This window comes from Sphingobium indicum B90A (assembly GCF_000264945.2).
Classification (GTDB): domain Bacteria; phylum Pseudomonadota; class Alphaproteobacteria; order Sphingomonadales; family Sphingomonadaceae; genus Sphingobium; species Sphingobium indicum.
Genome location: NZ_CP013070.1, coordinates 1 through 26,320, shown reverse-complemented (window position 1 = coordinate 26,320; position 26,320 = coordinate 1). Strand labels below are relative to the sequence as shown.

27 protein-coding genes and 4 pseudogenes are annotated in these 26,320 nt (G+C 58.1%); 18 read left to right on the top strand and 13 right to left on the bottom strand.

The window, feature by feature from the left end; genetic code table 11:
* Positions 1-15 precede the first annotated feature (15 nt).
* Positions 16-1,584, top strand: a complete 1,569-nt coding sequence (locus SIDU_RS00155; RefSeq protein WP_233431855.1) for a hypothetical protein — start codon at positions 16-18, stop codon at positions 1,582-1,584.
* Here SIDU_RS00155 and SIDU_RS00150 read toward each other — a convergent pair.
* Positions 1,558-2,283 (bottom strand): class I SAM-dependent methyltransferase, encoded by a 726-nt coding sequence (locus tag SIDU_RS00150; RefSeq protein WP_007687418.1) that lies wholly within the window; start codon positions 2,281-2,283, stop codon positions 1,558-1,560. The two genes, SIDU_RS00155 and SIDU_RS00150, sit on opposite strands and share 27 nt — an antisense overlap.
* A complete protein-coding gene (locus tag SIDU_RS00145) occupies positions 2,256-3,278 on the bottom strand; it encodes a glycosyltransferase family 2 protein (protein WP_037508049.1) in 1,023 nt (340 codons plus the stop codon). Before SIDU_RS00145 ends, SIDU_RS00150 begins: the two co-directional genes overlap by 28 nt.
* Positions 3,279-3,443: 165 nt before the next feature.
* On the opposite strand from SIDU_RS00145, the gene SIDU_RS00140 reads away from it, so the two are divergent.
* Entirely contained in the window at positions 3,444-4,958 is a 1,515-nt protein-coding gene (locus SIDU_RS00140) for a 6-pyruvoyl-tetrahydropterin synthase-related protein (RefSeq protein WP_158514620.1), read from the top strand.
* Positions 4,959-5,233: 275 nt separating this feature from the next.
* Here SIDU_RS00140 and SIDU_RS00135 read toward each other — a convergent pair whose 3' ends face one another.
* From SIDU_RS00135 to trbL, 6 genes are read right to left on the bottom strand one after another with little or no spacing between them, the layout of a single operon-like run.
* On the bottom strand, positions 5,234-5,458 hold the full coding sequence (locus tag SIDU_RS00135) for a DUF2274 domain-containing protein (RefSeq protein ID WP_007687413.1): 225 nt from the start codon (positions 5,456-5,458) through the stop codon (positions 5,234-5,236).
* 9 nt (positions 5,459-5,467) lie between these two features.
* On the bottom strand, positions 5,468-6,385 hold the full coding sequence (locus SIDU_RS00130) for a TrbI/VirB10 family protein (RefSeq protein WP_335682221.1): 918 nt from the start codon (positions 6,383-6,385) through the stop codon (positions 5,468-5,470).
* On the bottom strand, positions 6,355-6,729 hold the full coding sequence (locus SIDU_RS20285) for a hypothetical protein (RefSeq protein WP_335682220.1): 375 nt from the start codon (positions 6,727-6,729) through the stop codon (positions 6,355-6,357). Before SIDU_RS20285 ends, SIDU_RS00130 begins: the two co-directional genes overlap by 31 nt.
* The gene (trbG, locus tag SIDU_RS00125; protein ID WP_007687412.1) at positions 6,726-7,583 is read right to left on the bottom strand and encodes a P-type conjugative transfer protein TrbG; all 858 of its coding nucleotides are present in this window, start codon (positions 7,581-7,583) and stop codon (positions 6,726-6,728) included. The genes SIDU_RS20285 and trbG overlap by 4 nt, the downstream gene beginning before the upstream one ends.
* Positions 7,580-8,356, bottom strand: a complete 777-nt coding sequence (gene trbF / locus SIDU_RS00120) for a conjugal transfer protein TrbF (RefSeq protein WP_025771640.1) — start codon at positions 8,354-8,356, stop codon at positions 7,580-7,582. Before trbF ends, trbG begins: the two co-directional genes overlap by 4 nt.
* A 1-nt stretch (position 8,357) precedes the next feature.
* A complete protein-coding gene (gene trbL / locus SIDU_RS00115) occupies positions 8,358-9,608 on the bottom strand; it encodes a P-type conjugative transfer protein TrbL (RefSeq protein WP_073507103.1) in 1,251 nt (416 codons plus the stop codon).
* On the opposite strand from trbL, the gene SIDU_RS00110 reads away from it, so the two are divergent.
* Positions 9,492-9,956: a tyrosine-type recombinase/integrase gene (locus tag SIDU_RS00110; RefSeq protein WP_335682219.1), complete on the top strand. Its 465-nt coding sequence runs from the start codon at positions 9,492-9,494 to the stop codon at positions 9,954-9,956. The two genes, trbL and SIDU_RS00110, sit on opposite strands and share 117 nt — an antisense overlap.
* A gap of 193 nt (positions 9,957-10,149) precedes the next feature.
* Here the strand turns inward: SIDU_RS00110 and SIDU_RS00105 are convergent, their stop codons facing one another.
* Positions 10,150-11,265: a polysaccharide pyruvyl transferase family protein gene (locus SIDU_RS00105; RefSeq protein ID WP_007681847.1), complete on the bottom strand. Its 1,116-nt coding sequence runs from the start codon at positions 11,263-11,265 to the stop codon at positions 10,150-10,152.
* 467 nt (positions 11,266-11,732) lie between these two features.
* Here SIDU_RS00105 and SIDU_RS19120 point away from each other — a divergent pair.
* Positions 11,733-11,843, top strand: a pseudogene (locus SIDU_RS19120) (IS5/IS1182 family transposase); the annotation flags it as partial.
* A gap of 200 nt (positions 11,844-12,043) precedes the next feature.
* Positions 12,044-12,759: pseudogene (locus tag SIDU_RS00095) on the top strand (IS110 family transposase).
* Positions 12,760-12,931: 172 nt separating this feature from the next.
* Here SIDU_RS00095 and SIDU_RS19920 read toward each other — a convergent pair.
* Positions 12,932-13,611 (bottom strand): annotated as a pseudogene (locus SIDU_RS19920) (IS5 family transposase); the annotation flags it as partial.
* A gap of 211 nt (positions 13,612-13,822) precedes the next feature.
* Here SIDU_RS19920 and SIDU_RS00075 point away from each other — a divergent pair.
* The 12 genes from SIDU_RS00075 to SIDU_RS00020 all read left to right on the top strand — a co-directional run bounded on the left by SIDU_RS00075 (position 13,823) and on the right by SIDU_RS00020 (position 24,111).
* Positions 13,823-14,626 carry an ABC transporter permease gene (locus tag SIDU_RS00075; protein WP_025772850.1) on the top strand — a complete coding sequence of 268 codons (804 nt, stop codon included), beginning with the start codon at positions 13,823-13,825 and terminating at the stop codon, positions 14,624-14,626.
* 19 nt (positions 14,627-14,645) lie between these two features.
* Complete coding sequence (locus SIDU_RS00070) at positions 14,646-15,818, top strand: LPS biosynthesis protein (RefSeq protein ID WP_025772851.1); 1,173 nt, start codon at positions 14,646-14,648, stop codon at positions 15,816-15,818.
* Positions 15,819-15,944: 126 nt separating this feature from the next.
* Positions 15,945-16,718, top strand: a complete 774-nt coding sequence (gene rfbF, locus SIDU_RS00065; RefSeq protein WP_007682148.1) for a glucose-1-phosphate cytidylyltransferase — start codon at positions 15,945-15,947, stop codon at positions 16,716-16,718.
* A gap of 37 nt (positions 16,719-16,755) precedes the next feature.
* Positions 16,756-17,856: a CDP-glucose 4,6-dehydratase gene (rfbG, locus tag SIDU_RS00060; RefSeq protein WP_007682147.1), complete on the top strand. Its 1,101-nt coding sequence runs from the start codon at positions 16,756-16,758 to the stop codon at positions 17,854-17,856.
* A gap of 59 nt (positions 17,857-17,915) precedes the next feature.
* Positions 17,916-18,287: a hypothetical protein gene (locus tag SIDU_RS00055; protein ID WP_007682139.1), complete on the top strand. Its 372-nt coding sequence runs from the start codon at positions 17,916-17,918 to the stop codon at positions 18,285-18,287.
* A gap of 4 nt (positions 18,288-18,291) precedes the next feature.
* Positions 18,292-19,167: an SDR family oxidoreductase gene (locus tag SIDU_RS00050; protein WP_073507099.1), complete on the top strand. Its 876-nt coding sequence runs from the start codon at positions 18,292-18,294 to the stop codon at positions 19,165-19,167.
* Positions 19,164-20,441: a protoporphyrinogen/coproporphyrinogen oxidase gene (locus SIDU_RS00045; RefSeq protein ID WP_037508300.1), complete on the top strand. Its 1,278-nt coding sequence runs from the start codon at positions 19,164-19,166 to the stop codon at positions 20,439-20,441. The genes SIDU_RS00050 and SIDU_RS00045 overlap by 4 nt, the downstream gene beginning before the upstream one ends.
* A 156-nt stretch (positions 20,442-20,597) precedes the next feature.
* A complete protein-coding gene (locus tag SIDU_RS00040; protein ID WP_001389365.1) occupies positions 20,598-21,362 on the top strand; it encodes an IS6-like element IS6100 family transposase in 765 nt (254 codons plus the stop codon).
* A gap of 74 nt (positions 21,363-21,436) precedes the next feature.
* Positions 21,437-21,700: a GNAT family N-acetyltransferase gene (locus SIDU_RS00035; protein WP_231567919.1), complete on the top strand. Its 264-nt coding sequence runs from the start codon at positions 21,437-21,439 to the stop codon at positions 21,698-21,700.
* A 76-nt stretch (positions 21,701-21,776) separates the two neighbouring features.
* Positions 21,777-22,589 (top strand): RHO alpha subunit C-terminal catalytic domain-containing protein, encoded by an 813-nt coding sequence (locus SIDU_RS00030; RefSeq protein WP_233431854.1) that lies wholly within the window; start codon positions 21,777-21,779, stop codon positions 22,587-22,589.
* A gap of 46 nt (positions 22,590-22,635) precedes the next feature.
* Positions 22,636-23,397, top strand: a complete 762-nt coding sequence (locus SIDU_RS00025; RefSeq protein WP_007682039.1) for an SDR family NAD(P)-dependent oxidoreductase — start codon at positions 22,636-22,638, stop codon at positions 23,395-23,397.
* A 27-nt stretch (positions 23,398-23,424) separates the two neighbouring features.
* Positions 23,425-24,111, top strand: coding sequence for an EthD domain-containing protein (locus SIDU_RS00020; RefSeq protein ID WP_011627728.1), 687 nt, complete (start codon positions 23,425-23,427; stop codon positions 24,109-24,111).
* Here the strand turns inward: SIDU_RS00020 and SIDU_RS19585 are convergent.
* The gene (locus SIDU_RS19585; protein ID WP_145907151.1) at positions 24,056-24,349 is read right to left on the bottom strand and encodes a hypothetical protein; all 294 of its coding nucleotides are present in this window, start codon (positions 24,347-24,349) and stop codon (positions 24,056-24,058) included. The two genes, SIDU_RS00020 and SIDU_RS19585, sit on opposite strands and share 56 nt — an antisense overlap.
* A 161-nt stretch (positions 24,350-24,510) precedes the next feature.
* On the opposite strand from SIDU_RS19585, the pseudogene SIDU_RS00015 reads away from it, so the two are divergent.
* A pseudogene (locus tag SIDU_RS00015) lies at positions 24,511-25,206 on the top strand (IS5 family transposase); the annotation flags it as partial.
* Positions 25,207-25,667: 461 nt separating this feature from the next.
* Here the strand turns inward: SIDU_RS00015 and SIDU_RS00010 are convergent.
* Positions 25,668-26,000, bottom strand: coding sequence for a BrnA antitoxin family protein (locus SIDU_RS00010; protein ID WP_007682049.1), 333 nt, complete (start codon positions 25,998-26,000; stop codon positions 25,668-25,670).
* Positions 25,981-26,280 carry a BrnT family toxin gene (locus SIDU_RS00005; RefSeq protein ID WP_013041561.1) on the bottom strand — a complete coding sequence of 100 codons (300 nt, stop codon included), beginning with the start codon at positions 26,278-26,280 and terminating at the stop codon, positions 25,981-25,983. Before SIDU_RS00005 ends, SIDU_RS00010 begins: the two co-directional genes overlap by 20 nt.
* Positions 26,281-26,320 lie beyond the last annotated feature (40 nt).

Genomic DNA, 26,320 nt, shown 5'->3' with positions numbered 1-26,320 from the left:
TAAAGGACTTGAATAATGGGAGGATCCATCTCTGCTGAACATCGCGGGCCATTCACCGGCATTGTTTCTGAAGCGTCGAGAAATTCGCTCTCCATTTGCGTAACATCAGGCTGGATATGGACATCTCTTGCAGCTCTTCTGGGTAGCAGCCAGCTACTGCTTTGGCGGTTTCTCGATACCGCGCCCGCCTGGGCCTACATCCTTGGCGGTTTGGTCATTGTCGGGCTCTGCTTCTTCACCGTCAAGATCACCAAGAATAGCCGCGATATTACCCTCGGCACCCTGCTAACATGTTTCCTGGTCGCGCTCGGCCTGTTGGTGCTCAGCGGCGAAGGGCGGTTCTTCTACGCCAATGTGGATTGGCAGGTTCGCTTTGCCGTGCTGCGGGACATGGGCATCAACCCCTGGCCATTCGTCTACACGGCGCGCCCCGAGCCCGACCTGCTGCGCGCGCCGATCGGTATGTTCCTGTTACCCGCACTGGTCTTCAAGCTGCTTGGCCCAAGAGCAGCGGATATCGCCCTGCTGGCGCAGAATACGACGCTCGTTGCGCTTCTGCTCGCCCTGGGCAGTCAGCTGTTCGCAGAGCGGCGCTCGCGCCTGATCGGCCTGGCGATATTCATTCTGTTTTCCGGCATGGATGCGATTGGCGACCTGCTCATGCAGGGAATGTTGACTGGTCACATGGAAGACTGGGCCGAGATCCAATATTCCTCGACCATCACCCTGCTTTTCTGGGTACCCCAGCACGCGATCGCCGGTTGGGTGGGCGCGGTTGGCTATATGTTGTGGCGGGAGGGCCGCGCGCCTCTCGCTCCATGGCTGGCGCTGCTGCCGCTGACGGCGCTCTGGTCGCCTCTGGGGCTGATGGGAGCCATGCCCTTTGTTGCGCTGGCAGGGGTGAGAACGCTGATCGCGCGTTCGCTTCGTGCGCGCGATGTCCTGGCTCCCGCGGCATCGCTTCTCCTTTGCATACCATCGCTCATCTATCTGGGCGCCGCATCGGATGACGTCGGCTTCCATTTTCAGCCAATCCCCTTCGTCCAATGGCTGCTGTTCCAATCCTTCGAAACGCTACCCTATCTGATTCCTCTCGCAATAGCCGGACGATCGACGCGGTTCGGGCGCGATAGCCTGTGGCTGGCCTTTGCCTGGCTGATGCTCATCCCCTTCGTGCAGATAGGCTGGTCGACCGACTTCATGATGCGCGGCTCGATCACGGCCTTGGCACTGGTCACGGTCATGGTCAGCGATCATGTCGTGCAACGGGGCGAGAGGTGGCGCTGGTTCATGGTGGTGCTTGCCATCGGCAGCCTGACCGGCCTTGCCGAGATACGGCGCGCTTTGCTCTATCCCGCGGCACCCGAGGTGCGCTGCACCTTCTTCAAGGCATGGGACCAGACCTTCGCGGCCTTTCCCAAGGGCTCCTATCTGGCGCCTGTCGATAAGGTTCCAGCGCTTATCCGCCCTGCCCATCCGGCCCGCGCCTCGGCAAGCGAGCCAGCCCGCTGCTGGGACGGCACCTGGAGGTTGCCCTATGATCCGCGCAACGCTCCGTCAGACCGAGAGAATGGCGTAAAGTGACAAGCCCAGGGGGAAGGAAAGGCGACCAAGAAGATGCCGCTCTGCCGCGAACACCCGCTGAAGCGCGGCATTGACGAGCGGCGACGGACGCGCATCCAGGGGCGTGTCACGGCGTAGCAACTGGTGGGCGAAGCGCTGCGCTACGGCGAGCGGGAAAAGCAGGCTGTTGAAATGGCCTGAGGTTTCAACCTTCAACCCCGCCGCGCGGGCGACTTCGAGCAGGCCATCATGCGTGTAACGACGCTTGTGATGGTGCAGCACGTCATGCTCCGACCAGAGCCAGGGCGCAGCCGGGACAGTGAGCAACAGCCGCCCATTGGGCGCCAGACGCGCGCCCAAAGCGCGAAGCGATGCTTCATCCTCATCGATATGCTCCAGCACATCGAGCAGCGCGATCAGGTCGTAGCGGGTTTCACCGAAACCGATCGCGTCGGGCAAAGCGCCTGCTTCCACCCGGCACAGACCTCGCGCGGCGGCCAGGGCGCGGGCGTCCGCGTCATATTCCATGGCATCGAGCGCGCCATATTGCGCCAGCAGCGCAAGGTTGCCGCCGGTGCCGCAGCCCGCTTCAAGAATATGAGCATCAGCAGGCAACCGAACATGGGTGCGGACCAGGCTGTCGATGATCGCACGACGCGCGACAAACCACCAATGATCCTGCTCCTGCGCGCTCATGCTCGCATAGGCTGATCGGTCCATTCTTCCTCTTCCTTGGCTTGGGGCTGGATAGCACGCGGCGCTGTAGGCTCGCTTTCCTCCGCCACGACATAAAGCGGCCGATTGCGCACTTCCTGCGCGACGCGGCCCAGATATTCCCCGATGATGCCAAGGCTCATCAGGTTGAGGCCGCCCAGCATCAGCACGGCGACCATGATCGAGGCGTAGCCCGGCGTATCCACTCCGGTCAGCAGCGTGTGCAGCACCAGGAAGGCGGCATAGGCAAAGGCCATCAGGGCGATGCTGCCCCCGATATAGGACCAGATCCGCAAAGGCATGGTCGTCGAGGCGGTGATGCCATCCACGGCGAGCGACCAAAGCTTGCTAACGCGCCATTTGCTACTTCCGGCCTCGCGTGGAGCACGTTCATAATCGACCGTGGCGATGCGAAAACCGACCCAGGAGAAAAGGCCCTTGGTAAAACGTGCCTGTTCGCCCAGCTGCTTGATGACGTCCACCGCCTGCCGGTCGAGCAGCCGGAAATCGCCGACATTCTCCGGGATAGGGTGATCCGAAAGTCGGTTGATGAGGCGATAGAATCCTTGCGCGCTCCAACGCTTGAACCAGTCGTCGCTTGACCGGTCGGTGCGGCGGGCATTCACCACCTTCGCCCCCGCCAGCCAGTGGCGGACCATGGCGATAATGACTTCCGGCGGATCCTGCAGGTCGACGTCGATCGGGATGACGGCGTCTCCCCTCGCCCGGTCTATCCCGGCGGCCAACGCCGCTTCCTTGCCGAAGTTTCGAGATAGGGTGATATGGCGGACGTCAGGATTTCGGTATGCGAGGATGGTCAGTATATCGCCGGTCCGGTCTGTGCTGCCATCATTGATGAACAGAAATTCTGCTCGAGCATCAGGCCCGATAAGGCGAAGTGCCTGGGCGACCGCAGGACGCGCTGCATCCAGGAACAGCGAAATGCTCTCCTGTTCATTGAAGACCGGAACGACGATCGATAGCAGCGCTGGTGTAGCCATTCCTTCGAGCCCCCTGCGGGCTGGTGCCCCCTGCGGCTATCGGCGAAAATGGTTAACAAGCCGTTACCCGCACGCGTGCAAGCTATAGCATCAGGGCGGAGATGAACATAATATTTACCATTTTTGGCGATCAGGCTGCGGTCTGCTAAAAGGTGAATGGCGCGGATGATGACCCAAAACAGCCTCCGTAATGTTGGCCTCCTCGCGGTTGTGGCGGGGCTCCTCCTGCTGCCGACCTTCCTACTGGGTCCGGGCGATTCCCATTCCGTTACCTACAATTATGTCTGGACGAGTCAGTTCGGGATGGAGATCGCGAAGGGCAATCTCTATCCGCGCTGGCTGCCGGGCAGTTTCGAAGGACTGGGTAGTCCTGCCTTCTATTTCTACCCGCCAATCGCCTTCTGGATAGCCGGCGCCTTCGACGCTGGCGGCCTGTCCACTCTCGCCGCTATCAACATGACCGCATTCCTGACGTTGCTGCTGTCAGGCATTGCCATGTATCATTGGCTTTCCGCACGCGGCACCTATCCGCTTGCCGGGGCAATCCTTTACATGGCCGCGCCCTATCACCTGATGGACTTCTATGTCCGGGGCGCTCTGGCGGAATTTACGGCCTTCATATGGTATCCCCTCATCGCTCTGGCCATAACCCGCCTTCCCGAGCGCAGGGGCGTCATCCTGCTGGCGCTCGCCTATGCAGGGCTTGTGCTGACCCATTTGCCCATGGCGATGCTGACCGGCTTCTTTCTGATCGCTCCGCTGGGTGTGCACAGGATTCTGGCGGACCGGCACGTCTTTTGGCCTCTGGCCGCCAGTGGGGCCGTCGCCCTCGGCCTTGCGGCCTTCTATTTGGTCCCGGCCCTCACGATGCAGGACCATATTTCCTCCCAGCTGCTTTGGGGGCCCTGGTATCAGCCATCTTCCTGGGGGTTGCTGGCGGGTGGCCCACTTCTCCAAATGCTGCCTATTCCGGTGCTGATTGCTGGCCTTGCGCTTCTGTCGCTCTCGGCAAGTTCCATCTGGACTTTCACAAGCCTTTTGGCCGCGCTGGCGGCCCTTGGCCTCATCCCCTTCATCTGGGACATTCCACCCTTCGCCCAGGCGCAATTTCCCTGGCGGCTGCTGGGCCTTATCGAATTTGCCGCCATAACGGCTATGCTGAGCTGCCGTCCAAAACCGATCCTGTTGGGATTGGGCTTGGCGCTTGTGGCCTTCTCCTATGTCCGATGGACAGCCGAAGCGGCCGAATATCTGGCCAAGCCAGTGCCTTACGCCATGATCAAACACGATCTCCCCGATGCCGCCGAATATCTGCCTACCGGCTTCGACACGAATCGCATAACCGACTTTGAGCGGAAGCCAGACCTCACCGAATGGCGCTACGTCAGGCCGGGGAACGAGGTGGTGGTAAAGAAGCCAGGCAAAGTAACGATGCGCCGCACCGCTTTCCCTATCTGGCGGGTCATGCGGGGCGATGAGGTTGTGCCTTATCAGGGGCCCGTCATCCACTTCCAGGCACAGCCGGGCCACTATCGAATAGAACGTTTCACTATATGGCAGGAATCGGTTGGGCTGCTTGTCAGTATGGCCAGCGCCTGTCTGCTTGCGGTGATAATGCTTCGCGGCCGATTATCGCGCTTGAACGCCATGGCTGAAGATGGAAGGTGTGACGCCAAGTGAGGGTACGATTGCGTGTGCGCTGACCCTCCTCCACGATGGCATTCTTCGCACAGCTATATGCTGAGCTCCCCACCCAATGCGGAAATCGGGTCGGTGCTCCTATACACAGCGTTGAACATCGCAGGCTGTATGCGGGGCCGCATCCAGCTGGGAGCCGAACGATCTTCCCGTCCCTGGTTGTTGGTTCCATTGGTGAAGTTGCGGACGAGGCTGCATACGGTTACCAGCCTACGTGCGATCCACCTACCGGAAAACTTCAAAGCAATTATGCGTTTTCAACCGAGTTTAAGCCCATTCCGTCTCTTGGAAAACGCGCGATCACTTTCGAGAAAAGCCTCCAGCATTGCCGGTATCAACTCCGTGATGGGTTCCTCCTTCCCGTAAGCCTCGCTATACAACGCCGCATATTCGGCAATTGCCTGATGCAGGTCAGGCAGAATCGAAATTGTGAACTTGACCGGCGTTCGATCAGGAATGCGTGGCAGTTTCAGATCAGCCATGTGCTCCTCCTATTCTTTCCATGGCGGCAGGACGAGATCTCGATGGACCAGCAATCGTACCGGCGTTCCCGGACGAATGATGATCGTCGGCTGCACCTGCAGATTACGCGAAGTGATCTGATCGCCCGCCCGGGACACATTCTGCTGGGCCGCCTCGCGGACAGCCCGCACCAGATCGCTCTCACCGGAAATGGAGAGATTGGCGCCAACACCCAACAAGGTCGATATCGCCACACCCTGCAGCAATCGCAGGCTATGATAATCGGCCTTGTCCGCCAGCCCTGCGTAACCGGACGTGTCGGTCGCCGGCGCATTGTCCAGCCGGATTGCACTGCCGTCGGGCATGATGATGCGCTGCCAGATGACCAGGGCGCGGTTCTGCCCATAGCTGATGCCGCTATCGTAGCGGCCGATCAGCCGCGCGCCCTGCGGAATGAGCAAGGTTCGACCGCTTGGACTGTCATAAACACGTTCCGAGACCTGAGCGGTCACAAGGCCGGGCAGGTCGGATCGAAGTCCCGTGATCAGGCTGGCGGCAATCACACTACCGGCCGACACTATGTTCGGTGACATGGGCGGCTCCATGCTGTGCGAATTGATGTCGCTCTCCGCCTGAGACGACATCATGAAACGCTGCTTCCTTGCCTGCCGGTTTGGATCGAGATCCTGATCAGGTGCCGACACCTCTGGCACGTGTGCCGCCGACGCAACCTGCGACGTTGCAGCGAGTTCGGCGTTGGCCGCTTCTCCAGCCTTTTGCGCGGTGATCGCCAGCAAGGAAGATTGCCGGGCAGCTTCTAGATCGGCAGCGGCTTTTTCGCGGGCGGCAGCCGCAGCTCTTGCATCAGCGTCATCGGGCCGTACACCAGCCAAATCACCCTCTTCCCGTTGCCGCTTCAGGATCGGGCGTCCCAGATCGCCGGGCAATGGCGGTCCCAACTGTGCACCGCGTCATAGCTTTTGGGCAATCCCGCCAACTGATCCGATGGCAGGCGCGAAGACTCAGCCTCATTCATCGACATGCCGATATCTTTAGGTCGATACGGCGCCAGCGCCCACCACATCGTGGCCGCCATTCCAATGGCGAAAATGGCCACACCGCCCACCAGAATATTGCGCCTGAATCTCAGCGCTTTTGCCGGTTGAGCCCGCATTTGCAGCGCTGCCGGATTTTCCTTTGGCCGGACTTCTTCCGTCGATGGGTGAGCAGCGCTCTCTCCCAGCCGTTCGTCGCTCGGCGGGATCTCTGCCAGCGCCTCCGATCCGCTCATGACGCCCTCCGTCGGCGAGTTGAGCCCGTCCGTACGACCCTCACGACCTGCTGCTTTCTAGTGCCAAAGCGGAGTTCAGCCTTATCGAAGATCCTGTCGGCAATATAGAAGCGATCCTTGAGCCGATAATTGACGAGCTGCGCCTCCCCCTTGCCATCCACCAGAAAAAGTGGCGGCGCATCGCCAACGACGATCGATGCTGGAAACTCGATATAGGTCTGGCGACCGTCATCAAAAGCGCGGAGCGGACGCCACGTCGGCGTATCGCCTGAAATTGCATAATTGAAATGCAGCTGCTCGACCTGAATACCTGCGGCGATGGGTTCAGCGGCACGGGCTGCGTCATTCGCGCGGCGCAGTGCCAGCAGGGCATCTTCGGGATAGCTCCACGAAATGCCCGTGAGCGCAGTCCGTCCGGTGCTGACCAACGCCAGATGATAGGCACGGCGATCAGTCGTGATGAGCAGATTGGTCGACAGTCCCGTCAGGCTGGGCTTGACCAATATATGAGTCCGCTTGGTCGCTCCGTTACCGCTGGACGTATCGCCTATGACCCAGCGAACGGTATCACCGCTCGCGACGGAGACGAGAATTTCCCCCTGCTCCAGCGCGATGTCCGTTATCCGTTCTGGCGCGGTGATCAGCTTGTAGATCGTCCCAGCCGAATAAGGATATACCTGCACCGCATTCAGGAAGGCATCGGTTTTGGGAGCCAAGGTGGCATGGCGATTGGCGAGTTCGACATTTGCCAGGCCGCGATTCTGCGCCTGCGCCGACCTGTTTCCCCGATCGGCGATGGCGGGCGATGCGATCATGGCCAGCATGGCGAACGAAATGGTTGATTTATGGATCATGGCTGCGCCTCCATCCTGTCGGCCGATGGGTTGGAAATGGCTGTTGCCGCCGCTGTCCGGGACGGGGCCGATCGTAGCTGGGTGGCATCGCCCTCGATCTCCCGGCTCCAGTCAATCGCATCGACATAGATGCCGAGCGGATTACGGCGGAGATCATCGGCGGTTCGCGGAACCTTGGTGACGATGGTCAATATCGCCGTCCAGCGCGACGAGCCCGCCTGGCTTCCCCGCTCATATTCGCTCTCGGTCCATTTCACCTGAAAGGATCTGTTCGACGCGCGCAGGACGCTCGTCACCTGCACCGAAGCCGTCTGTTCGCCGATCCGGGAGAAGGGCTGCCGCGCCCGCGCATATTCCCCCAGGAAAATGGCGCCCCGTTCGCTGGCAAAATCATAGGCCTGCAACCAGTTCCGGCGCATCAGCACAGGGTCGAGCGACACGCCGCGTACATTCTCTATGAAGCGCGCCAGCTGATAGGCGATTTGCGGATCGGTCGGCCGATAATCCGCCTCGGCCTGCGACACCGCCCTTGCCTCACCCAGTCGATCCACCTCTACGACATAGGGCACAACGCGGCTTTGCAGCGATTGCCAGATCAGGCCTGATGCCATCGCGCTCGACAAGGCCAACGTACCGAAAGCCATCAATCGCCAGTTCCGCGCCTGCACGCGCGCGCTACCGATCCGCTCGTCCCAGAGCTGGCCCGCTCGCTGGTACGGCGTTTCGGGCGCGGGAGTCTGGCCATAACGCTGGACTGCTCGTCGAAAGATCATCTCAGTCGTCCTTTTCGTGAATGTCGGGGGTGACGGACGCGCCGCCGCGATCACCTTCCTTCAATGTCTGCGCGGCAACGTGACGGTGATGGCGCCCGTCCTGTCGGCGTTGCATCACCTGCGCCCAGTCCGGTACATCGCCCTGCTTTGCTCCGGCCGATTTTGCACCGCCCGTGCCCAGCGCCGACCAGGCCGCCTCCCGTCCACGCTCGGCGGCGGCGGCGATACCCAGGCTGCTTGCAGCCTTGTTGCGGACGGCATGTCCGGCTGCCGTGGCGACACCACTCAGTCCGGTGGCCATGCCCGACGAGCCGGAAGTCTCCTGGCCTAGCTTGTAGGCTGCCTGCGCCGCCGTCCCCATCATGGTGCCGGCCCGGATCGCGGATAGTGCGCCACCGGCAAGCGCTCGGCCGCCACCGATCGCGGCGACACCGCCCAGAACCGCGACCCCGGCGGCACCAGCCGCGCTGCCAACGGCGGCGCCCGCTCCCAATTGCGGCGCTCCGGCGGCAAGGCCCGACGCCATGGCAGGCGCAAAGATGCCAAGGCCGAACAGGGCCAGCGCCGCCAGCACCAGGCTCATAGCGGCGCCTATGTCGGGTTCCTGCCCCTTGAGGGCATCTACCATCTGCGAAAAGAAGCTGGAGCCGATCCCGACAATCACGCCCAGCACCATGACCTTGATGCCGGAACTCACGACATGACCCAGCACGCGTTCAGCGAGGAAGCTCGTGCGGTTCCAGAGCGCGAAGGGAATGAGGATGAAACCCGCCAGCGACACGAGCTTGAACTCGATCACGGTGACGAACATCTGCACGGCAAGGATGAAGAAGGCCAGAATGACGATCACCCAGGCGAACAGCAAAATGGCGATCGTCAGGAAATTGTCGAAAAAGCCGGTGAACCCCATCAGATCGGACGCCTGGTCGAGCAGCGGCCACGCCGCCTCGAAACCGGCTCCAGCCAGCCTTCCGGGCTTCAGCAGATCCTCTGCCGAGATGCTGCCTCCACCCGCCGTCAGCCCGGCCGCGGCAAAGGAACGGAAGATGATTTCGGAAAGAGAGGAGAAGCTGTTGATGATGAAGGCAAAGGCGCCAACGAAGAGGATTTTCTTCAGGAACCGCCCGATCACATCATGCTCACCGCCCATCGCCCAGAAAAGCCCTGGGGCGTGAACGGCGTCGATATGAAGGAGGGCTCGATCCGACTCAATCACACCAAGAATGCGATCATCAGATCCGTACCGATGCATCCACGTGTCATGGACGTGCTACGCCCGATCTGGGAGAAGCGGGGCCAGCCGACAACGGGGCATGTCTTCCTCAATCGGTTCGGCAAACCCTATCAAGACACGCGCAAGGCGAAGATTCCTGGCGGCAATCCGATCAAGAACCAGCACGCCACCGCCTGCAAGCGCACAGGGATCGAGGATTTCACCGTGCATGACTGGCGGCATCACTGGGCATCGCACTGCATGATGGCGGGGATCGACCTCATCACCATCATGAACATGGGAGGATGGAAATCGCTCCGGATGGTCCAGCGCTATTCCAGTGTCAGCGTGGATCATATGCGTGAATCCATCAATAGGCTCAGCTGAAGCGGGTCGGGAAGGGTTTCATTGCCGCCGAGCGGCAAATACTACGGCACGATTTTGAAGAAAACTAAGACCGATGGACCAGTATGAGCTTATGTGGGCGATGGCTGACCTTTTCGGTGGGTCGTGGCCGCCAGCCACGATCTTCCATTATTCCCGCGATCGGTCGGGCAAATGCCCATAATGCAATACCGCGTTAAGTATAGAGCTTGTCGACTATTTTCATCTTGCTTTCAAGAATCTCCTCACGCTTATCTGCAAAGGATGAAATCTTCTTTTGCCAATCGTAGTCCTCAAATGGAAAGTCGTGCATGCCAATTAGGTCGAAACCAGACCCAAGATCGACGAGCGACCGATGCTTGATATCATAGTAAGGTAGCCTTACTGACGCGCATATTCCATGAGCACCGGATACAGACGCCATCAAATGGCCATGGAACCGTGTAGTAAACACGAAATCCGCGCGTCCAATTGGAAGACCGCGCCTAAAAAGATCGATGTGATCAACTATTTCCACCGAGGCCCCGCTTAGACTGCGCACTTGTTTCGCCAAGGCCAAGTCAGCGCCTTTATCCAAAACTGGTATGATCACCCCGTTTGAAGCAAACGGGCAGCTTTGGATAAGATTAAGTAGGAATGGGAGAACAAGATCTCGGACCTCGTCCTGCTGCGCAATAATGACGAGTTTGCCACGACTTCCCTCTAGCAAGCTTTCTTCGCTCGATTCAAAGACTCCCAAGAAGGCATCATCAACCGACATAGTTATGTTGGGGTTTGTTGATCCGCTGCTGATGGCTGCGTAACTTTCTTTGTCTCTGAAATCGATCGCGTCAAAATCTTTAAAAATGGCGCGAAGTATTGTCCGATTTTCCCGACTGAGAGGCTCGATCCCGAGTCCGGTCGCAAACAGTTTGAAATTTGCTTCTTTCTTCAAAATTGAGAGAAGACGGAGAATCGCGTAATTGGGATAGTGGTAATCAGTTATATAACCCCCGCCGACGAGATGAACGATTTCTGCGCGCTTGAGCTGCTCGATCCCGAACTCGACGTTTGGTTCAGCGTCGCGAAGAAATCCTGCGCTCAAGATAAAGTCCATGTCGCGACCCAAGCAGGAGGACGCCAGCCGCCAAACGGTGTCAGTGAAGATCAAGTTACCCGACGAACTGTGCAGAAGCGACGCGACTCCGGGCATGCACGTGTCAACGTAAATTTTCTCCCCCGGATATTTTTTCGTCAGGAAATTGATCCACGTACTCGCAATAAGTTCGTCCCCAAAATTCAGAAACCCAGAATGACAAATGAGATAAATCATATTTTGTCATGATCATGCCGAGGACTGTTCGTCAAGGGCTAAGTTTCGTGGGCAAAGAGTATCCACTGTGGGGCAGACGCCAAAATGACAAAGCCGAGATAGGATTTCTTGGCTTTATCGTATCGGGTGGCGATACGTCGCTCGTTCTTGAGTTGGACACCTGCTGTAATCAGTCAATGCGCTTTGGCGTGTGAACGGGCCTCATGCTTCTGTACGCGGTCCTGTTCGGCCGCTGGCTGAGAGAGGCGAAGGGTGGTGCTGGAGCCGCAAGCTCGAAACCGTGATCGCTGATCACAAGTCGTCCAACGCGGTCATCCACCTCCACACGGTCCCGTATTCCACGGTACGCAGTGTTTGGTCAGATCATGCGGGCCTCAGGGCCGAGAAGGGCGTCTGATTGATCCACATGCGATGCATGACGACGGCCAGCTTGCGGGCAAGCGCGACCCGTGCCTTGCGCATGCCCCGTCGTCCGCACCATCGGCATCGTTCGCGCCAGGATCAAGATCGGCATGGCCAACCTGGTCTATAATTTCCAGCGCCTCACATGGCTTGAAGGCCGAACTGCGCCTGCATGACAGGAAATGGACGGCCAGAACGCAGCCGATACGATGATCACCCCGCCAATACCGCCGAAACGGCGCCCTTCATCAGAGCCACCTGTCCCTTCCTACGCCAGCAAACCAAAATCATCCGGTTTTTCGAGCTGAGTTAATCAATGCCCTGCGCCGACGATTTGCGTCAGGCTGCAAGTCTCAGGAAAGAAGGAGACTCGCTCGTGATCCATTATGCAGGACTGGATGTGTCGCTGGAGAAGACAGCGATCTGCATCCTTAATGAAGATGGCGTTGCTGTCCGGGAACTGGTTGTTGCCAGTGATCCAGCGGCGATCGCGCAGGCCCTCTACGAGGGCGCGCCGTCCTACCGGCGCGTAGGGCTTGAAGCTGGCCCGCTGGCGCCATGGCTCTACGCGGGTCTGGCTGACCTGGGCCTGCCGGCGATCTGTATCGAGGTACGGCAGATGCGCGCGTTCGCCAAAGCGTCGCCGGTCAAGACCGACAAGCGGGATGCGCGCCTGATCGCCCAAGCGATGAGGACAGGTCTGTTCAAAGCCACGCACGTAAAGACCGACGCAAGCCAGCGATTGCGGCTTCTCCTGCGGCACCGGCAATCGATGATGCGACGTAACCGGGATTTGCTCAATACCATTCGTGGCACGCTCAAGGCGTTCGGCTATACGCATCCGGCGAAGTCGAGCAACGAGGACGGATTACCAAATGCGGCGACGGCATGGTTCGCTGGCTGCTCTATGAGGCTGCCAACTCCGTTCTGACCCGCTGCAAAAGCCAGAACTGGCTAAGGGATTGGGCTCTCAATATCGCGCGACGGCGGGGCATGCGCAAGGCACGGGTCGCGCTTGCCCGCAAGCTGGCCGTCGTCATGCATCGCATGTGGATCAATCAGACGCCCTTCTCGGCCCTGAGGCCCGCATGATCTGACCAAACACTGCGTACCGTGGAATACGGGACCGTGTGGAGGTGGATGACCGCGTTGGACGACTTGTGATCAGCGATCACGGTTTCGAGCTTGCGGCTCCAGCACCACCCTTCGCCTCTCTCAGCCAGCGGCCGAACAGGACCGCGTACAGAAGCATGAGGCCCGTTCACACGCCAAAGCGCATTGACTGATTACAGAAGGTGTCCAGTTTGTTGAACGAACGCTCGATAAGATTGCGCCAGCGGTATTTTTCACGGTTGTGTGGGATCGGTTCCCGCCGATTGCTCTTGGCGGGGATGACGGCCTCGACTGCCGCTTTTTCGAGTTCCTCGCGAATGGCATCGGCATCATAGCCCTTGTCCGCCAGCAACGCCTCGATCTTGTCGGCGATCATACGGAATAACGGGCCAAAACCCTGAATGTCGTGGCTCTGCCCTGGCGTCAGGACAAAGCCGAGCGGGCGACCTTTGGCATCGCATCGGGCGTGGAGTTTGGTGCTGAAGCCCCCTCGCGATCGGCCAAGTGCCTGGGCTTCCTGAGACCCCTTTTTATGCCGACTGCACAATGATGTGCCCGGACTACAGTGCTGTCGATCATGTCCGCAGCGGTGTCACGCTCTACCATTTCCGCCAGCGTTTCGAGCATTGCGTCGAACACCCCGGTTGTCACCCATCGCCGATAACGCCGGAACACGCTGTTCCACTTGCCATATTCATCGGGAAGGTGCCGCCATTGCGATCCTGTCCGAGCAATCCACATCATGCCTTCGAAATACAGCCGGTTATCTTGCGCCGGGCGGCAGCCGCGACCTTGCTCAGACGGCAGAAGTGTGCCGATGATCGCCCATTCCTCGTCCGAAAGCCCAATTCGCTCGCCCAACGCCATCTCCAAAAGTCAGCGTTGAATCAATCGAGGAGGCCTATGTCAACCTTTGTCCACGAAACCCCGTCGAAGCATTTCTTCGACTTGCAAGTGGCCACGAATACGTTAGGACGTGGGAAAATATGCAAACCACTAGGACTTGTGGCGGAGGTTAGCTGTTGATGCAGCGGTTCATGGCATGAACAATTCAGTATCCTGGAACCAAGGGTCTTTCGTAAAAGGTCTGCCGACGCAAGGGCGAGTGATTGGCGCGCTTATTATGCGGGAGCTCCACACCCGCTATGGACGCGACAATATCGGCTATTTGTGGTTGCTCGGTGAGCCGCTTATGCTGGCTGTTGTCATTGCGCTACTGCACAGCGGCGGCCAAAAGTCCCTTGGCGACATCAATCCTGTTGCCTTTTCCGTGGTTGGCTACACAATTTTCATCATGTTCCGAGGGATTGTGAACCGATCAGAAGGCGCCCTTGAATCGAACCTCCCCCTCCTGTACCATCGTATGGTAACTGTGTTTGATATTACAGTCGCGCGCGCGCTGCTTGAAGCAGCAGGTACGATCATGGCATTCACGGTCCTATTTTCCTTCTGCCTCGTCGTCGGCTACACAGAATTTCCACCGCAGCCGCTCTTTATTCTTATAGGCATCATCTTCGTCTTCTGGATGTCACTAGCAGTATCGCTAATTATTACAGGAATTACATACGAAAATCGCCTACTTGAGCGCTTCGTTCATCCAATGACTTACTTCATGATACCTATATCCGGCGCCTTTTTTCGTGTTGGCTGGGTACCTCGGCCTTGGCGCGACTACCTACTATACAACCCTTTCCCACAGATGTTCGAGATGATACGTTACGGAGCATTTGAAAGCTGCACACTCGAATTCGTCGATTTCCAATATATTGTTGCATGCCTTCTAGTACTCACCCTCTTTGGCCTCCTCTCTGTGCGAGCCGTAACGCGGCGCATCCACCTGCACTAATTTGAGTGAACAAGCAGCTATGAACGTCCAAGGTATTATTCGTCCGGCAGCCATGATCGAGGCTAGGCCTGAATCATGGAAATCCCGCATCATCAACTGGACGGTGCGCAAACGCTACCTCCTGTTGGTAGTGTTTGCGCCGACCGCACTTCTCGCGTCCTACCTTTATTTGATTGCATCAGATCAATATCAGTCTGAAGCCCATTTCATAGTTAGCTCAGGCCGGGACAATGCATCCATTCCGCCGACTGGATTGGGGCAGATGTTGGGTATATCGGCAGCATTCACCGGTACGCAGGGGCAGGTGTTAAGCGTCACCGATTATTTGCAATCTCACGATGCGGTAGAAGCCTTGCGTAAGAAGGCGGACCTGGTTGGCATGTTTCGTCGTCCTGGAATCGATTTTTTCAACAAGCTTTGGGCCGTGAATCCCACACCCGAGAAGCTGTTGCAATATTATCGCGGCAAAGTGAGCGTCCGCTATGATCGGGACAGTGGCATCACAACGCTTAAGGTTCGCGCGTTCCGTCCTGACGATAGTTACAAGATCAGCGAGAATTTGCTGCAATTGGGCGAGGCGCGTGTCAATGAGATGAACCGCCGAAGCTATAATGATGCCGTAGCCATGGCGCGCGGACAGCTTGCACAGGCGGAGCAGGGCGTCGCTGAAATCCAGCACCGTATTACAGCATATCGGCAAATCGGCCACGATATCGACCCGCAGGGAACCGGCGAGGCGCAAACTAAGCTGGTGATTGGCCTGCGCGGCAATCTGGCATCAGCACAGACGCAGCTAGATTCGATGGGGTCAGCGATCAGCCATAGCAGTCCGCAATATGTTGCGCTTTCCAGGCACATCGAGGCGTTGCGACGCGAGCTTGCCAATCAGGCTGGAACACTGACCGGCAGCGGAAGCACAATCGCGCAAAATCTCGGCGGCTACGAAGACCTGAAGGTCCGGCAAGACTTTGCGGCAAAACGCTATGAAGCTGCGGCAGCCGCACTCGAACGAGCGAGGATGGAAGCCCAGAAGCAGCAACTCTACCTTGTTCGCGTGGTCAATCCCAACATGCCTGTGAAAGCACTATTTCCGGAACGGGAAAAGATCGTGCTTACGGTTTTCATTGGCCTGTTACTGACATACAGCATCGGCTGGCTCATCGCAGCCGGCGTAAGGGAACATGCAGCGTGAGATATCTGGAGCGGTTCAACCTTAGGGAAAATCAAATACTTTACACAGTGCCTTGGGCGCGGCCTACAAGAGCACGTAAAGCTCACGCCGCCCTCACGTTTTCCTTTTGACGTTTCCGGAGCAAGTATGAAAGCAGTACTCCTTGCCGGTGGCCTTGGCACCCGCTTTGCAGAAGAAACTAGTCTACGCCCTAAGCCGATGATCGAGATCGGCGGTCGACCAATATTATGGCATATCATGAAAATATATGCCGCAAATGGCATAAACGATTTCATTGTCTGCTGCGGCTACAAGGGATATGTAATCAAAGAATATTTCGCCAATTACTTTCTTCACATGTCAGATGTAACATTCGACATGTCTGCCAATCAAATGACAGTTCATTCTCGCCGGGCTGAGCCTTGGAGGGTCACGCTGATCGACACGGGCGAAAACGCGATGACAGGTGGCCGACTCCTCGCGGTGCGTGAACATTTGCGAGAGGAGGATGCATTTTGCTTCACCTATGGCGATGGTGTTGGCAATGTAGACATAGCGGGCTCGATCGACTTTCATCGATCGCATGGCAAAGAAGCGACTATGACAGTTGCAGCTCCCCCGGGACGCTTTGGCGCAGTTGCCATCGATGATACGCGGGTTATGCAGTTTCAGGAAAAGCCAGACGGTGATGGCGCGGTGGTAAACGCCGGGTTCTTCGTCCTTTCACCCAAAGTTTTCGACCGGATCGCCGGCGAACAAACAACTTGGGAAAAAGAACCGCTCGACGGCTTGGCCGCCGACCGCGAACTTCATGCATTCAAACACCTCGGTTTTTGGCAGCCGATGGATACCTTGCGCGACAAACAGCATCTGGAGATGCTATGGGCCGGCGGCAAGGCGCCATGGCAGGTCTGGGCATAGCAGTGACTAATCCCACAGCTGCCCTCGGAGTATAAGCATGTCATATTTTTCTAATGCCTATCGCGGCAAAAAGGTACTGGTGACTGGCCACACCGGATTTAAGGGCAGTTGGCTTGTCAGTTGGCTGCTTGATCTCGGCGCGGATGTGGTGGGCTTTTCCGATGGGGTTCCCACTTCCCCGTCGCTATTTGAACTGTCCGTCTTAGCCAATCGTATCGATCATCGGATCGGCGACGTGCGTGACCGAGAGGCGCTCAGCACTCTCATAGCTGAGGTTCGTCCCGACGTGGTCTTCCATCTTGCCGCCCAGGCCATCGTCTCGACGAGCTATGTGGATCCGCTTGGTACCATATCGACCAACGTCATCGGCACCGCAACAGTGCTAGACGCATTGCGCGACGTTACCTGGCCCTGCATCGGCGTCATCATTACCAGCGATAAATGCTATGAAAATGTCGAGTGGCCTTGGGGATACCGGGAAACAGACCGATTGGGCGGTCGGGACATCTACAGCGCCTCAAAGGGCGCGGCCGAACTGATCTTCCACGCTTACCATCATTCCTTTTTTGCAGTACCGCAGAATGTCCGCCTCGCGACCGGGCGCGCGGGGAACGTGATTGGGGGAGGTGATTGGGCGGCGGACCGCATTGTGGTCGATTGCGTCAAGGCGTGGCAAAAGGAGCGCCCGGTCGATATCCGCAGTCCGCGCTCCACCCGTCCGTGGCAGCATGTGCTGGAGCCACTGAGCGGATATCTCGCGCTTGGTGCCAGGCTGCTGGAGTCCGATGGCCTACATGGCGAAAGCTTCAATTTCGGTCCCCAAGCCGAACAGAACCGAACAGTCGTTGAACTGCTGGGCGATCTCGCGATGCGTTGGGGGCCACTGGCCTGTGAACCTTATGTCATCACCGGCGATATTCCATTCCACGAAGCCGGTCTACTGAAGCTGAGCTGCGACAAAGCACTGCTTGAGATGCGCTGGCAACCAACCCTCACCTACACCGAGTGCGTAAGCCTGACTGGTGATTGGTATCGCAGAGTTCTTCGGGAACAGGGCGACGTATTCACGATCACCGCCGAGCAAATCCGCCACTATGAAGAACTCGCAGTGCAGCGCAGTCGCGTGTGGACAGCATGATAAGTCCGGCCCCCATCGTGACACCGCTGAAGCGTATTGCCACTCCGGGAGGAGAGGTAATGCACGCCATTAAGGCGGTGGAAGACAGCTACGCCGGATTTGGCGAAGCTTACTTCAGCACCGTGGAGAAGGGGGCGGTGAAAGGCTGGAAACGCCACAACCGCATGACCCTGAACCTGGTAGTACCCGTTGGGGCCGTCGAGTTCGTCATCCATGACTCCCAGGCCGCCGCCGAAGACGAGCGCTTCCGCAGCTTTACCATCGGCGCGACCGGCGATTATGCTCGGTTGACCGTCCCACCAGGACTCTGGATGGCTTTTTCTGGACGAGCGGATGGGCTCAACCTCGTACTCAATGTCGCCAACATCGGGCACGACCCCGACGAGGTGGATCGTGCCGAATTGGACGCGTTCCCCTGGACGTTTGCCTAACGCCATGCCCGATGTGCTGATCGCAGGTCCTGGCGGGATGTTGGGCAGCGGGTTCACGCTGCGCTTTCCCAATGCGATATCGATAGGACGAGCGTCACTCGACATACGACAGACCGAAACTATTCAGGAAACAATTGCGAAGTCGAAAGCACGTTGGATCATCAATTGCGCGGCACACACCAATGTCGATCTTGCCGAGACGGCGATCGATGATGCTTGGCGGGTCAATGCTTTACTTCCAGGCATTCTCGGCACGGCGTGCCGCGCAGCGGGCGCAACGCTGGTCCATTTCTCCAGCACCGGCGTCTATGGGAACTGGAAGCAGAGCGCGTATGAGGAGGATGATCCCTTACAGCCGACTACCGTGCACCATCGTAGCAAGGCCGCTGGTGAAGCCGCTGTCAGAGATAGCGGATGTGAGCATCTCATCATTCGTACCGGATGGTTGTTTGGGGGACATCCCGGACAGCCAAAAAATTTCGTGTGGAAAAGAATCGTCGAAGCCGCGAATTGCCGGGAACTCAAGAGTGACCCAAGCCAACGCGGTAATCCGACAGCAGTGTCTGACGTTGTGACGCAAACACTTTCCGTTCTGCATTCCGGGTACCGGGGAACACTCAATCTCGTTTCACAGGGGAGCGCGAGCCGTATGGATTACGTCCGTCGGATCGTGCGCAGCGCTGGCCTCGACTGCCGCGTATCACCGGGCAACCAGCCGTTCGCGCGTGCGGCACGTGTTTCTCCAAACGAAGTCGCCGTCAACAAACGATTGCAGTTGCTTGGGCTTGATCGCATGCCGACATGGGAAGACGCAGTGGATCAATACGTAATCGAACTGCAACAATCATCGGAATGGTTGCAATTGAGGGCGCGAGCGTGACCCATTCGACTAATGCGATACTCGGCGCTGGTATCGCAGGCTTGGCCGCAGCAAAAGCTGCGCGCGATATGGGTAAACCTGCAACTGTGTATGAGGCGCGTGACCGAGCAGGCGGGCTGTTGGACAATTTCACGATCGATGGATTTCGATTTGATACCGCGGTTCATCTGTCTTTCGCAACAGAACCTGAGGTGCGCGAAGTTTTTGATCGCACCCCGTTCATTACGCATACGCCGGAGGCGACGAACTGGGACCACGGTTATTGGCTCAAGCACCCGGCCCAAACGAACATGTTTCCCTTGCCTTGGGAGGAAAAAGTCGAGCTAATCCTTGGCCTAGCAGAAAACACGGATGGTGAAATCCGCAACTATCGTGATTGGCTCATCCAGCAATACGGCTTGCCGATCGCCGAACGATGGCCGCTGGTCTACACGGAAAAATACTGGACGCTACCTGCGGAAAAACTTGGTACCGATTGGATCGGCCAACGGATGCGCCGGGCCGATCTTCGAGAGGTTCTACAAGGCGCGCTTACTGCGGAGACACCCAATCACTACTATGTTAAGGAAATGCGATATCCGGAGAGAGGCGGATATCGTGCTTTTATAGAACCACTGATCGAGGCAGCCGACGTGCGACTCGGGCATCGTCTGTCGAGGATAGATCCAGTTTCGCGGCGGCTTGAGTTTGCCCAAGGCGAGGTCACAACATACGATAGACTGGTGTCAACACTACCGTTACCGATGCTGATCAATTGCATTGAAAGCGTCCCGGACGAAGTTCGTCGTAACGCCGCCACGCTTTTTGCGACAAGCCTAGATTTAGTATCAGTCGGATTCAAGCGCGACGACGTGCCGCCTGCCTTGTGGTTCTACATCTACGATCGTGACATTAAGGCAGCGCGAGCCTATTCTCCGAGTTGGAAGTCTCCCGACAACGCACCATCAGGCTGTAGTTCCTTGCAGTTCGAAATCTATTCGTCTCCGCAAGCGCCCCAAGATCAAACTCCCGAGCAATTGAAGCAAGGAATCGTTGACGCACTCGGTACAATGGGACTCGCCAGTCCCGAAGATATTCTGGTTCTTGATCATCGAACCGTTCCGTTTGCGAACGTTGTGTTTGACCTCGGCATGGAAGAACGACGTGACAGCATCATCCGCTGGCTCAACACAATGAACATTCAATGTGCTGGCCGGTTCGGTGAATGGGCGTACCTCTGGAGCAATCAAGCAATGATGAGCGGGCTCAAAGCTGGGTTCAGCGCATTCGCGTGATACCGAACAGCCTCACGCGTCTCCTGTGTCTAGCTCCCGCTATTGATCACACTATAGCAGCCCCCCCTCTCGATTGATGCCGCCGTGGACAGCAAGGCTCTGTTGCAAAAATCGTGAAGCTTGAGCATGCTTGGCGGAGATTGGACGGACGGAACGATGACGGATTTCAAGTGGCGCCATTTCCAGGGTGATGTGATCCTGTGGGCGGTGCGCTGGTATTGTCGCTATCCGATCAGCTATCGCGACCTTGAGGAAATGCTGGCGGAACGCGGCATTTCGGTCGACCATACGACGATCTATCGCTGGGTCCAGTGCTACGCCCCGGAGATGGAGAAGCGGCTGCGCTGGTTCTGGCGGCGTGGCTTTGATCCGAGCTGGCGCCTGGATGAAACCTACGTCAAGGTGCGGGGCAAGTGGACCTACCTGTACCGGGCAGTCGACAAGCGGGGCGACACGATCGATTTCTACCTGTCGCCGACCCGCAGCGCCAAGGCAGCGAAGCGGTTCCTGGGCAAGGCCCTGCGAGGCCTGAAGCACTGGGAAAAGCCTGCCACGCTCAATACCGACAAAGCGCCGAGCTATGGTGCAGCGATCACCGAATTGAAGCGCGAAGGAAAGCTGGACCGGGAGACGGCCCACCGGCAGGTGAAGTATCTCAATAACGTGATCGAGGCCGATCACGGAAAGCTCAAGATACTGATCAAGCCGGTGCGCGGTTTCAAATCGATCCCCACGGCCTATGCCACGATCAAGGGATTCGAAGTCATGCGAGCCCTGCGCAAAGGACAGGCTCGCCCCTGGTGCCTGCAGCCCGGCATCAGGGGCGAGGTGCGCCTTGTGGAGAGAGCTTTTGGCATTGGGCCCTCGGCGCTGACGGAGGCCATGGGCATGCTCAACCACCATTTCGCAGCAGCCGCCTGATCGGCGCAGAGCGACAGCCTACCTCTGACTGCCGCCAATCTTTGCAACAGAGCCGCACATGGTATCTCGGCTTCATGATCGTAGATGCCGCACAGCGTGGTCGTGGCGTCGGACGCTCAATTTACTCGACGGTCGAAAGCTGGGCCGCTGCGAGAGGTGCCACAGAGATTCGGTTGGCCGTGCTGGAAGCGAATGAAGCGGCAGAGCGATTTTGGCGTTCTCTCGGCTTCATTGAGTATCGGCGCGTTGGGCCAGACACCTTCAAAATGCGTAGCCATCGCCGGATAGAACTGAGCCGTCGCCTTTCTGGCGCGACCGTAGAAGGCAGCAACAAGTAAGATCTCGCGCCGGCTATCTGGGCGAGCTTGGCGTAGGATTCCGCCCCCTCCCGCAAACGCCCCCATCGCCACCGATGTGTGGGAAGGCTGGATATTCCTCAACCACCAGAAGCAGCCCGAAGTCAGCCTGCAGGAATTCCTTGGAGACTTCGGAACGCGGTTTGCCGGGGTTTCTTGGGAAAATACGGATACGTCACTCTATTTCGAGGCGCATCTCGATGCGAACTGGAAAGTGCTGGCCGATGCCTTTTCGGAAACCTACCATATCCCTTCGATCCACCCGGCGACGATCGGCAAGACTTTCGCCAGCGCGGTCAATCCGCATTCCCGCCCGCTCGATGCACGCTTCTGGGGACCACACCGCCAGTTTTCCACTTTCGGCAATCCGGACTACGCTCCGCCCGAAGATGCGATGGTCGAAAAGATGGCCTATGCGAACCGCGATACCGGCAACGTGCTGGGTGCCGCGGAAACGGCGGGGATGACCGAGTATCTCGATCATCCCGCGATCAATCCCAAGCAATCGAAACACTGGGCGCTGGACATCGCCGTCGCTTTTCCCACGCTGCACATAAACCTTTCGCCCGGCGGTTTCTGGTCGCACAGGTTCTGGCCGATCAGCGTCAATCGCACGCGGTGGGAAGCCGAGTTTCATGTACCCAAGCCACTGACCGGGCGGGAAAAGCTGCAACAGGAACTCTATATCACGCGCATCGCGGAAATCCTGCTGGAGGACGTGACGAACACCGAACGCACCCAGCGCGGCATCGAGGCCGGCGCATACGATACGATGCAGTTGCAGGATGGCGAAGTACAGATCCGCCACAACCTTCACCACGTCGATCGCTGGGTGAACGCCAGGACCGTGCGCGAAGCGCTGGGCATCTGACAGGCAGCGCCCTTCACTTGCCCGTCAGTCAAAAATGGGGTCCTCAATGTCCGGATTGGAGCAACGCAGCTATATCGTGACGGGCGCAGGCGGCAGTATCGGCCGCGCTGCCGCCCTTATTCTTGCCCGTCGGGGCGCGAATGTGGTTGTCGCCGATATCGTCGAAGCCGCAGCCGAGGAAACGGTCAGACTGATACGCGCGGAAGGTGGCAACGCCGTCTACAGCCATTGCGACGTCAGTATCGAGGACAACGCGTGGTCGACCGTGGAACTCGCCATCACCGAATTCGGTCGCCTTGATGGCGCATTCAACAATGCGGGGCTGCCGCCGGTCAACGTGCCGCTTCATCAACTGACGAGCGCCGATTTCCAACGATCCCTGGATATCAACGTGCTCGGCGTTTTTCATTGCATGAAACATCAGATCGCAGCGATGCTGAAAGCGGGGAGCGGCGGTTCGATCGTGAACACGGCGTCGGTTGGCGGCACCGTCGCGATCCCCGCACATGGCGAGTACATCGCAGCCAAACATGCCGTTATCGGGCTGACGCGGATCGCTGCCGTCGATTACGGGCAACAGGGAATCCGCGTGAACGCAGTTCTACCGGGCGCTATCCGCACTCCGATGCTGATGTCGGTGATCGAGAACGAGCCTTCGCACGCGGAATTCCTGAAAACCGCCCACCCGATCGGTCGATATGGCGAACCGGCGGAGATCGGCGAAACGGCAGCCTGGTTGCTGTCGGATGCCTCTTCGTTCGTCACCGGCGCCGCCATTGCTGCCGATGGCGGCTACACCGCAATCTGAACTGCCAGAACCGTTGGGAACCGGACTATGAGCGCAATACGAATGATGGCGGTCTTCGCACGGAGAGTGGGAATGACGCCTCAGGCGTTTCACGATCACTGGCGCTATCCCCACGGCTCGCTGGGACAAGGCATCCGGATTATCAAGCGCTATGTCCAGAGCCATCAGGTCGACGTCGATTTCCTCGATGCCGATCAGAACCGCTACGAAGGCATCGCCGAAGTCTGGTTCGACAGCGAAGCGGACGCTGCCGCCTTCGTGACCGATCCTGATTATGTGGCCTATGCGCTGAAAGATGAGCCGAATTTCGTCGACATGGACAACTTCTTTGCCGTTTTCGCACGCGAAGAGGTTCTCAAAAGCCGCGCCGAAGCGCTGCGCGGTGACGAGGCGGCCTATAACTGGTCGATCGACCGACGACCGAACTTCGCCAAGCTTACCCAGGTGGTGTTCGAGGAAGGCGGCACGGCCTGGGCCGGAGACGACGATTTCGCACTTGGCGAGCGTCTTGGCGCATTTCGCCATACCCGGTGCCATCCGATCGAAAAGCTCGTCCTCCCCGGCCCCTCGGTGATCGGTGTGCGCGAACTTTATTGGCCGACGCGGACATTGGCAGAACAGGGCATAGCTGCAGCAGGTGACGCTTTCCATGCGCTGTTTAGCCGAGCGCCAAAGGCACAAACGATCTTCTCGATAAGTGAGCGCTACGTCTGACGGTGCAGGTTAACCGCCCCTGCGCCTCAAGACGCTTCTCAACCAGACGCCGCTCCTGCGCAGCCCATGGTAGAGCCAGAATGCGATCCATACCGAGCTTCAGCGGCCCTTCCAGGCGCTTCTGCAAATAGCGGCCGATCTCGAACGGGTTAGTCTTCGCCTGCCCTTCCACCACGGTCTTGCCGTCGGGATCGAGAACACAGATGCTCGTGCTGCGCTGGCTGACATCCAGACCCACGCTGTATGTTGCTTCGTGCCGGATAGGCGAGCCGTCCGATCAGGCGCAGGATGTTGCGCTCTGCCGGCGATTGTGGCGCATTGCGCAGCCAGGATAGCCATGTCGCGGCCTGCCCCGGTCGTCGGGCTAGCAAATCGTCCAGACCCTGAGCCAGCCAGCGCGGACGACGGCGATGCTGGCCGATGCGCGAAATCGTCGAAGCCATTTTCTATCTGCTACGGGCAGGATGTCCCTGGCGGCTTTTGCCCGACAGTTTTCCGCCATGGCGCACGGTATACCAGTGGTTCTGCACCTTGCGCGACGATGGGGTATTCGAAAGCCTCAATCATCATCTCGTTCGGATCGATCGCATCCGGACAGGGCGAGAACCAGCACCATCCGCGGCAGTCATCGACAGCCAGAGCGTGAAGACCACCGAAGCAGGCGGACCTCGTGGTTACGACGCAGGCAAGAAGACCATGGGACGCAAACGCCATGCAATGGTCGATACCGATGGTCGCGCCCTTATCATACTGGTCCATCCTGCCGATGTGCAGGACCGCGATGGCGCGGTGCCCTTGCTCCAGCAGTCTCACCAGCGGCATCCCTTCGTCGCGCGCGCCTATGCCGACAGCGCCTACAACAGCGATCGCGTCCGGGACGCCACCTCCATTACGATCGAAATCGTCCGCAAATTCGCCGATCAGACCGGCTTCGTCGTCCATCCCAGACGATGGATCGTCGAACGCACCTTCGCATGGATCAACCGCAATCGCCGTCTGGCCAAAGACTTCGAGCGGACCATCAAATCCGCAACCGCGCTCCTCTATGCCGCCGCTGCCATCGTCCTCATCCGACGCATCGCTCGTTACCCATGAGATTCAAGACAGACTCTTAACAAAATTTCGTTACTTGACGGATTTCTTGGACTTAGGGTTGCAGTGCGCCGCATGTAGATGGCTGTTCGTGGAGAAAGACAACGTGATACGTATGTTGGGTGAATTTTGGCCAGATATATTCGTGATCTTACTGGTCTGTTCGCTCGTATCATTTGCAAACCAAAAATTCGGAATATTTGTCGCTACTCCGATAACATTGGGATCGACTGCATTAACGCTATTGCTCGGAGCCGCTGGGGCGACATGATTCTACTCTTATCTTCCTTTTGGCCTTGGCTTGTTCCAGCAATTGCGTGGATCGGATTTTTCACCGGTCGCTATTTTAGAAGAAAGAGCATAGCGAAAAACACATGATTGCCGCAACTCTGGCGGCTTCGCGCGCCTACGCCGGGCCGGGTTACTCCCGGCCGTGAAAGCGGCATCCATCTGCGGCCTGCACGTCAAGCGTGTCGGCGCTCCTTCGCAGCCGCCAACATCTCGCGCCGAAGGATTGCGTTCATGCGAGCCTGATAGCCCTTGCCCTGGGATTTGAGCCAAGCAAGCACATCGGCGTCGAGCCGCGCCGTTACCTGCTGCTTGATCGGCTTATAGAACCGTCCACGCTCGGCGGTCTTCCAGAAATCCTCTGTCAGCGTCGGGGCATCACTATAGTCGATACCGCTATCCGGCATCGCCTGCAGGGCATCCAGCTCGGCCTTCTGTGCCTCGGTCAAGGGGGGCAGATTGCCCGGATCGAGCTGGAAGCGGACGGTATCAGCGTCTTTCTTCTTCATAACGTCGTCTTTCCTTTCGATCGGCTTTTCGGGCCGAAATGATATGGATGATCTCCACATATTCGCCGTCGTCGTCATCCTCAGCGACGGTGTGGGCCACCAGCAGGAGTAAATGTCCTTCGACCAGGCCCAAGGTCTGCCATCGTTGCTCGCCGCCTTCGATCCGATCATGCACGCTAAGCGCAAAGGGGTCTGCGAAGGCGCTGGCGGCCGTCTCGAAACTGATGCCATGCTTTCTCAGATTGCTCTCGGCTTTGGCTGGGTGCCAGGAAAAGCGCATGGATAACATGACGGGAATATAATTATATTTTTGTCGTTAT

Coding starts and splice junctions, on each gene's coding strand:
- SIDU_RS00040 (WP_001389365.1), top strand. CDS start 20,598: ATGACGGATTTCAAGTGGCGCCATTTCCAGGGTGATGTGATCCTGTGG.
- rfbF (WP_007682148.1), top strand. CDS start 15,945: ATGAAAGCAGTACTCCTTGCCGGTGGCCTTGGCACCCGCTTTGCAGAA.
- SIDU_RS00050 (WP_073507099.1), top strand. CDS start 18,292: ATGCCCGATGTGCTGATCGCAGGTCCTGGCGGGATGTTGGGCAGCGGG.
- rfbG (WP_007682147.1), top strand. CDS start 16,756: ATGTCATATTTTTCTAATGCCTATCGCGGCAAAAAGGTACTGGTGACT.
- SIDU_RS00145 (WP_037508049.1), bottom strand. CDS start 3,278: ATGGCTACACCAGCGCTGCTATCGATCGTCGTTCCGGTCTTCAATGAA.
- SIDU_RS00110 (WP_335682219.1), top strand. CDS start 9,492: ATGCTCACCGCCCATCGCCCAGAAAAGCCCTGGGGCGTGAACGGCGTC.
- SIDU_RS00105 (WP_007681847.1), bottom strand. CDS start 11,265: ATGATTTATCTCATTTGTCATTCTGGGTTTCTGAATTTTGGGGACGAA.
- SIDU_RS00055 (WP_007682139.1), top strand. CDS start 17,916: ATGCACGCCATTAAGGCGGTGGAAGACAGCTACGCCGGATTTGGCGAA.
- SIDU_RS20285 (WP_335682220.1), bottom strand. CDS start 6,729: ATGAGCGGATCGGAGGCGCTGGCAGAGATCCCGCCGAGCGACGAACGG.
- SIDU_RS00070 (WP_025772851.1), top strand. CDS start 14,646: ATGAACGTCCAAGGTATTATTCGTCCGGCAGCCATGATCGAGGCTAGG.
- SIDU_RS00150 (WP_007687418.1), bottom strand. CDS start 2,283: ATGGACCGATCAGCCTATGCGAGCATGAGCGCGCAGGAGCAGGATCAT.
- trbF (WP_025771640.1), bottom strand. CDS start 8,356: ATGATCTTTCGACGAGCAGTCCAGCGTTATGGCCAGACTCCCGCGCCC.
- SIDU_RS00140 (WP_158514620.1), top strand. CDS start 3,444: ATGATGACCCAAAACAGCCTCCGTAATGTTGGCCTCCTCGCGGTTGTG.
- trbG (WP_007687412.1), bottom strand. CDS start 7,583: ATGATCCATAAATCAACCATTTCGTTCGCCATGCTGGCCATGATCGCA.
- trbL (WP_073507103.1), bottom strand. CDS start 9,608: ATGCATCGGTACGGATCTGATGATCGCATTCTTGGTGTGATTGAGTCG.
- SIDU_RS00005 (WP_013041561.1), bottom strand. CDS start 26,280: ATGCGCTTTTCCTGGCACCCAGCCAAAGCCGAGAGCAATCTGAGAAAG.
- SIDU_RS00035 (WP_231567919.1), top strand. CDS start 21,437: ATGATCGTAGATGCCGCACAGCGTGGTCGTGGCGTCGGACGCTCAATT.
- SIDU_RS00155 (WP_233431855.1), top strand. CDS start 16: ATGGGAGGATCCATCTCTGCTGAACATCGCGGGCCATTCACCGGCATT.
- SIDU_RS00010 (WP_007682049.1), bottom strand. CDS start 26,000: ATGAAGAAGAAAGACGCTGATACCGTCCGCTTCCAGCTCGATCCGGGC.
- SIDU_RS00020 (WP_011627728.1), top strand. CDS start 23,425: ATGAGCGCAATACGAATGATGGCGGTCTTCGCACGGAGAGTGGGAATG.
- SIDU_RS00075 (WP_025772850.1), top strand. CDS start 13,823: ATGAACAATTCAGTATCCTGGAACCAAGGGTCTTTCGTAAAAGGTCTG.
- SIDU_RS00135 (WP_007687413.1), bottom strand. CDS start 5,458: ATGGCTGATCTGAAACTGCCACGCATTCCTGATCGAACGCCGGTCAAG.
- SIDU_RS00025 (WP_007682039.1), top strand. CDS start 22,636: ATGTCCGGATTGGAGCAACGCAGCTATATCGTGACGGGCGCAGGCGGC.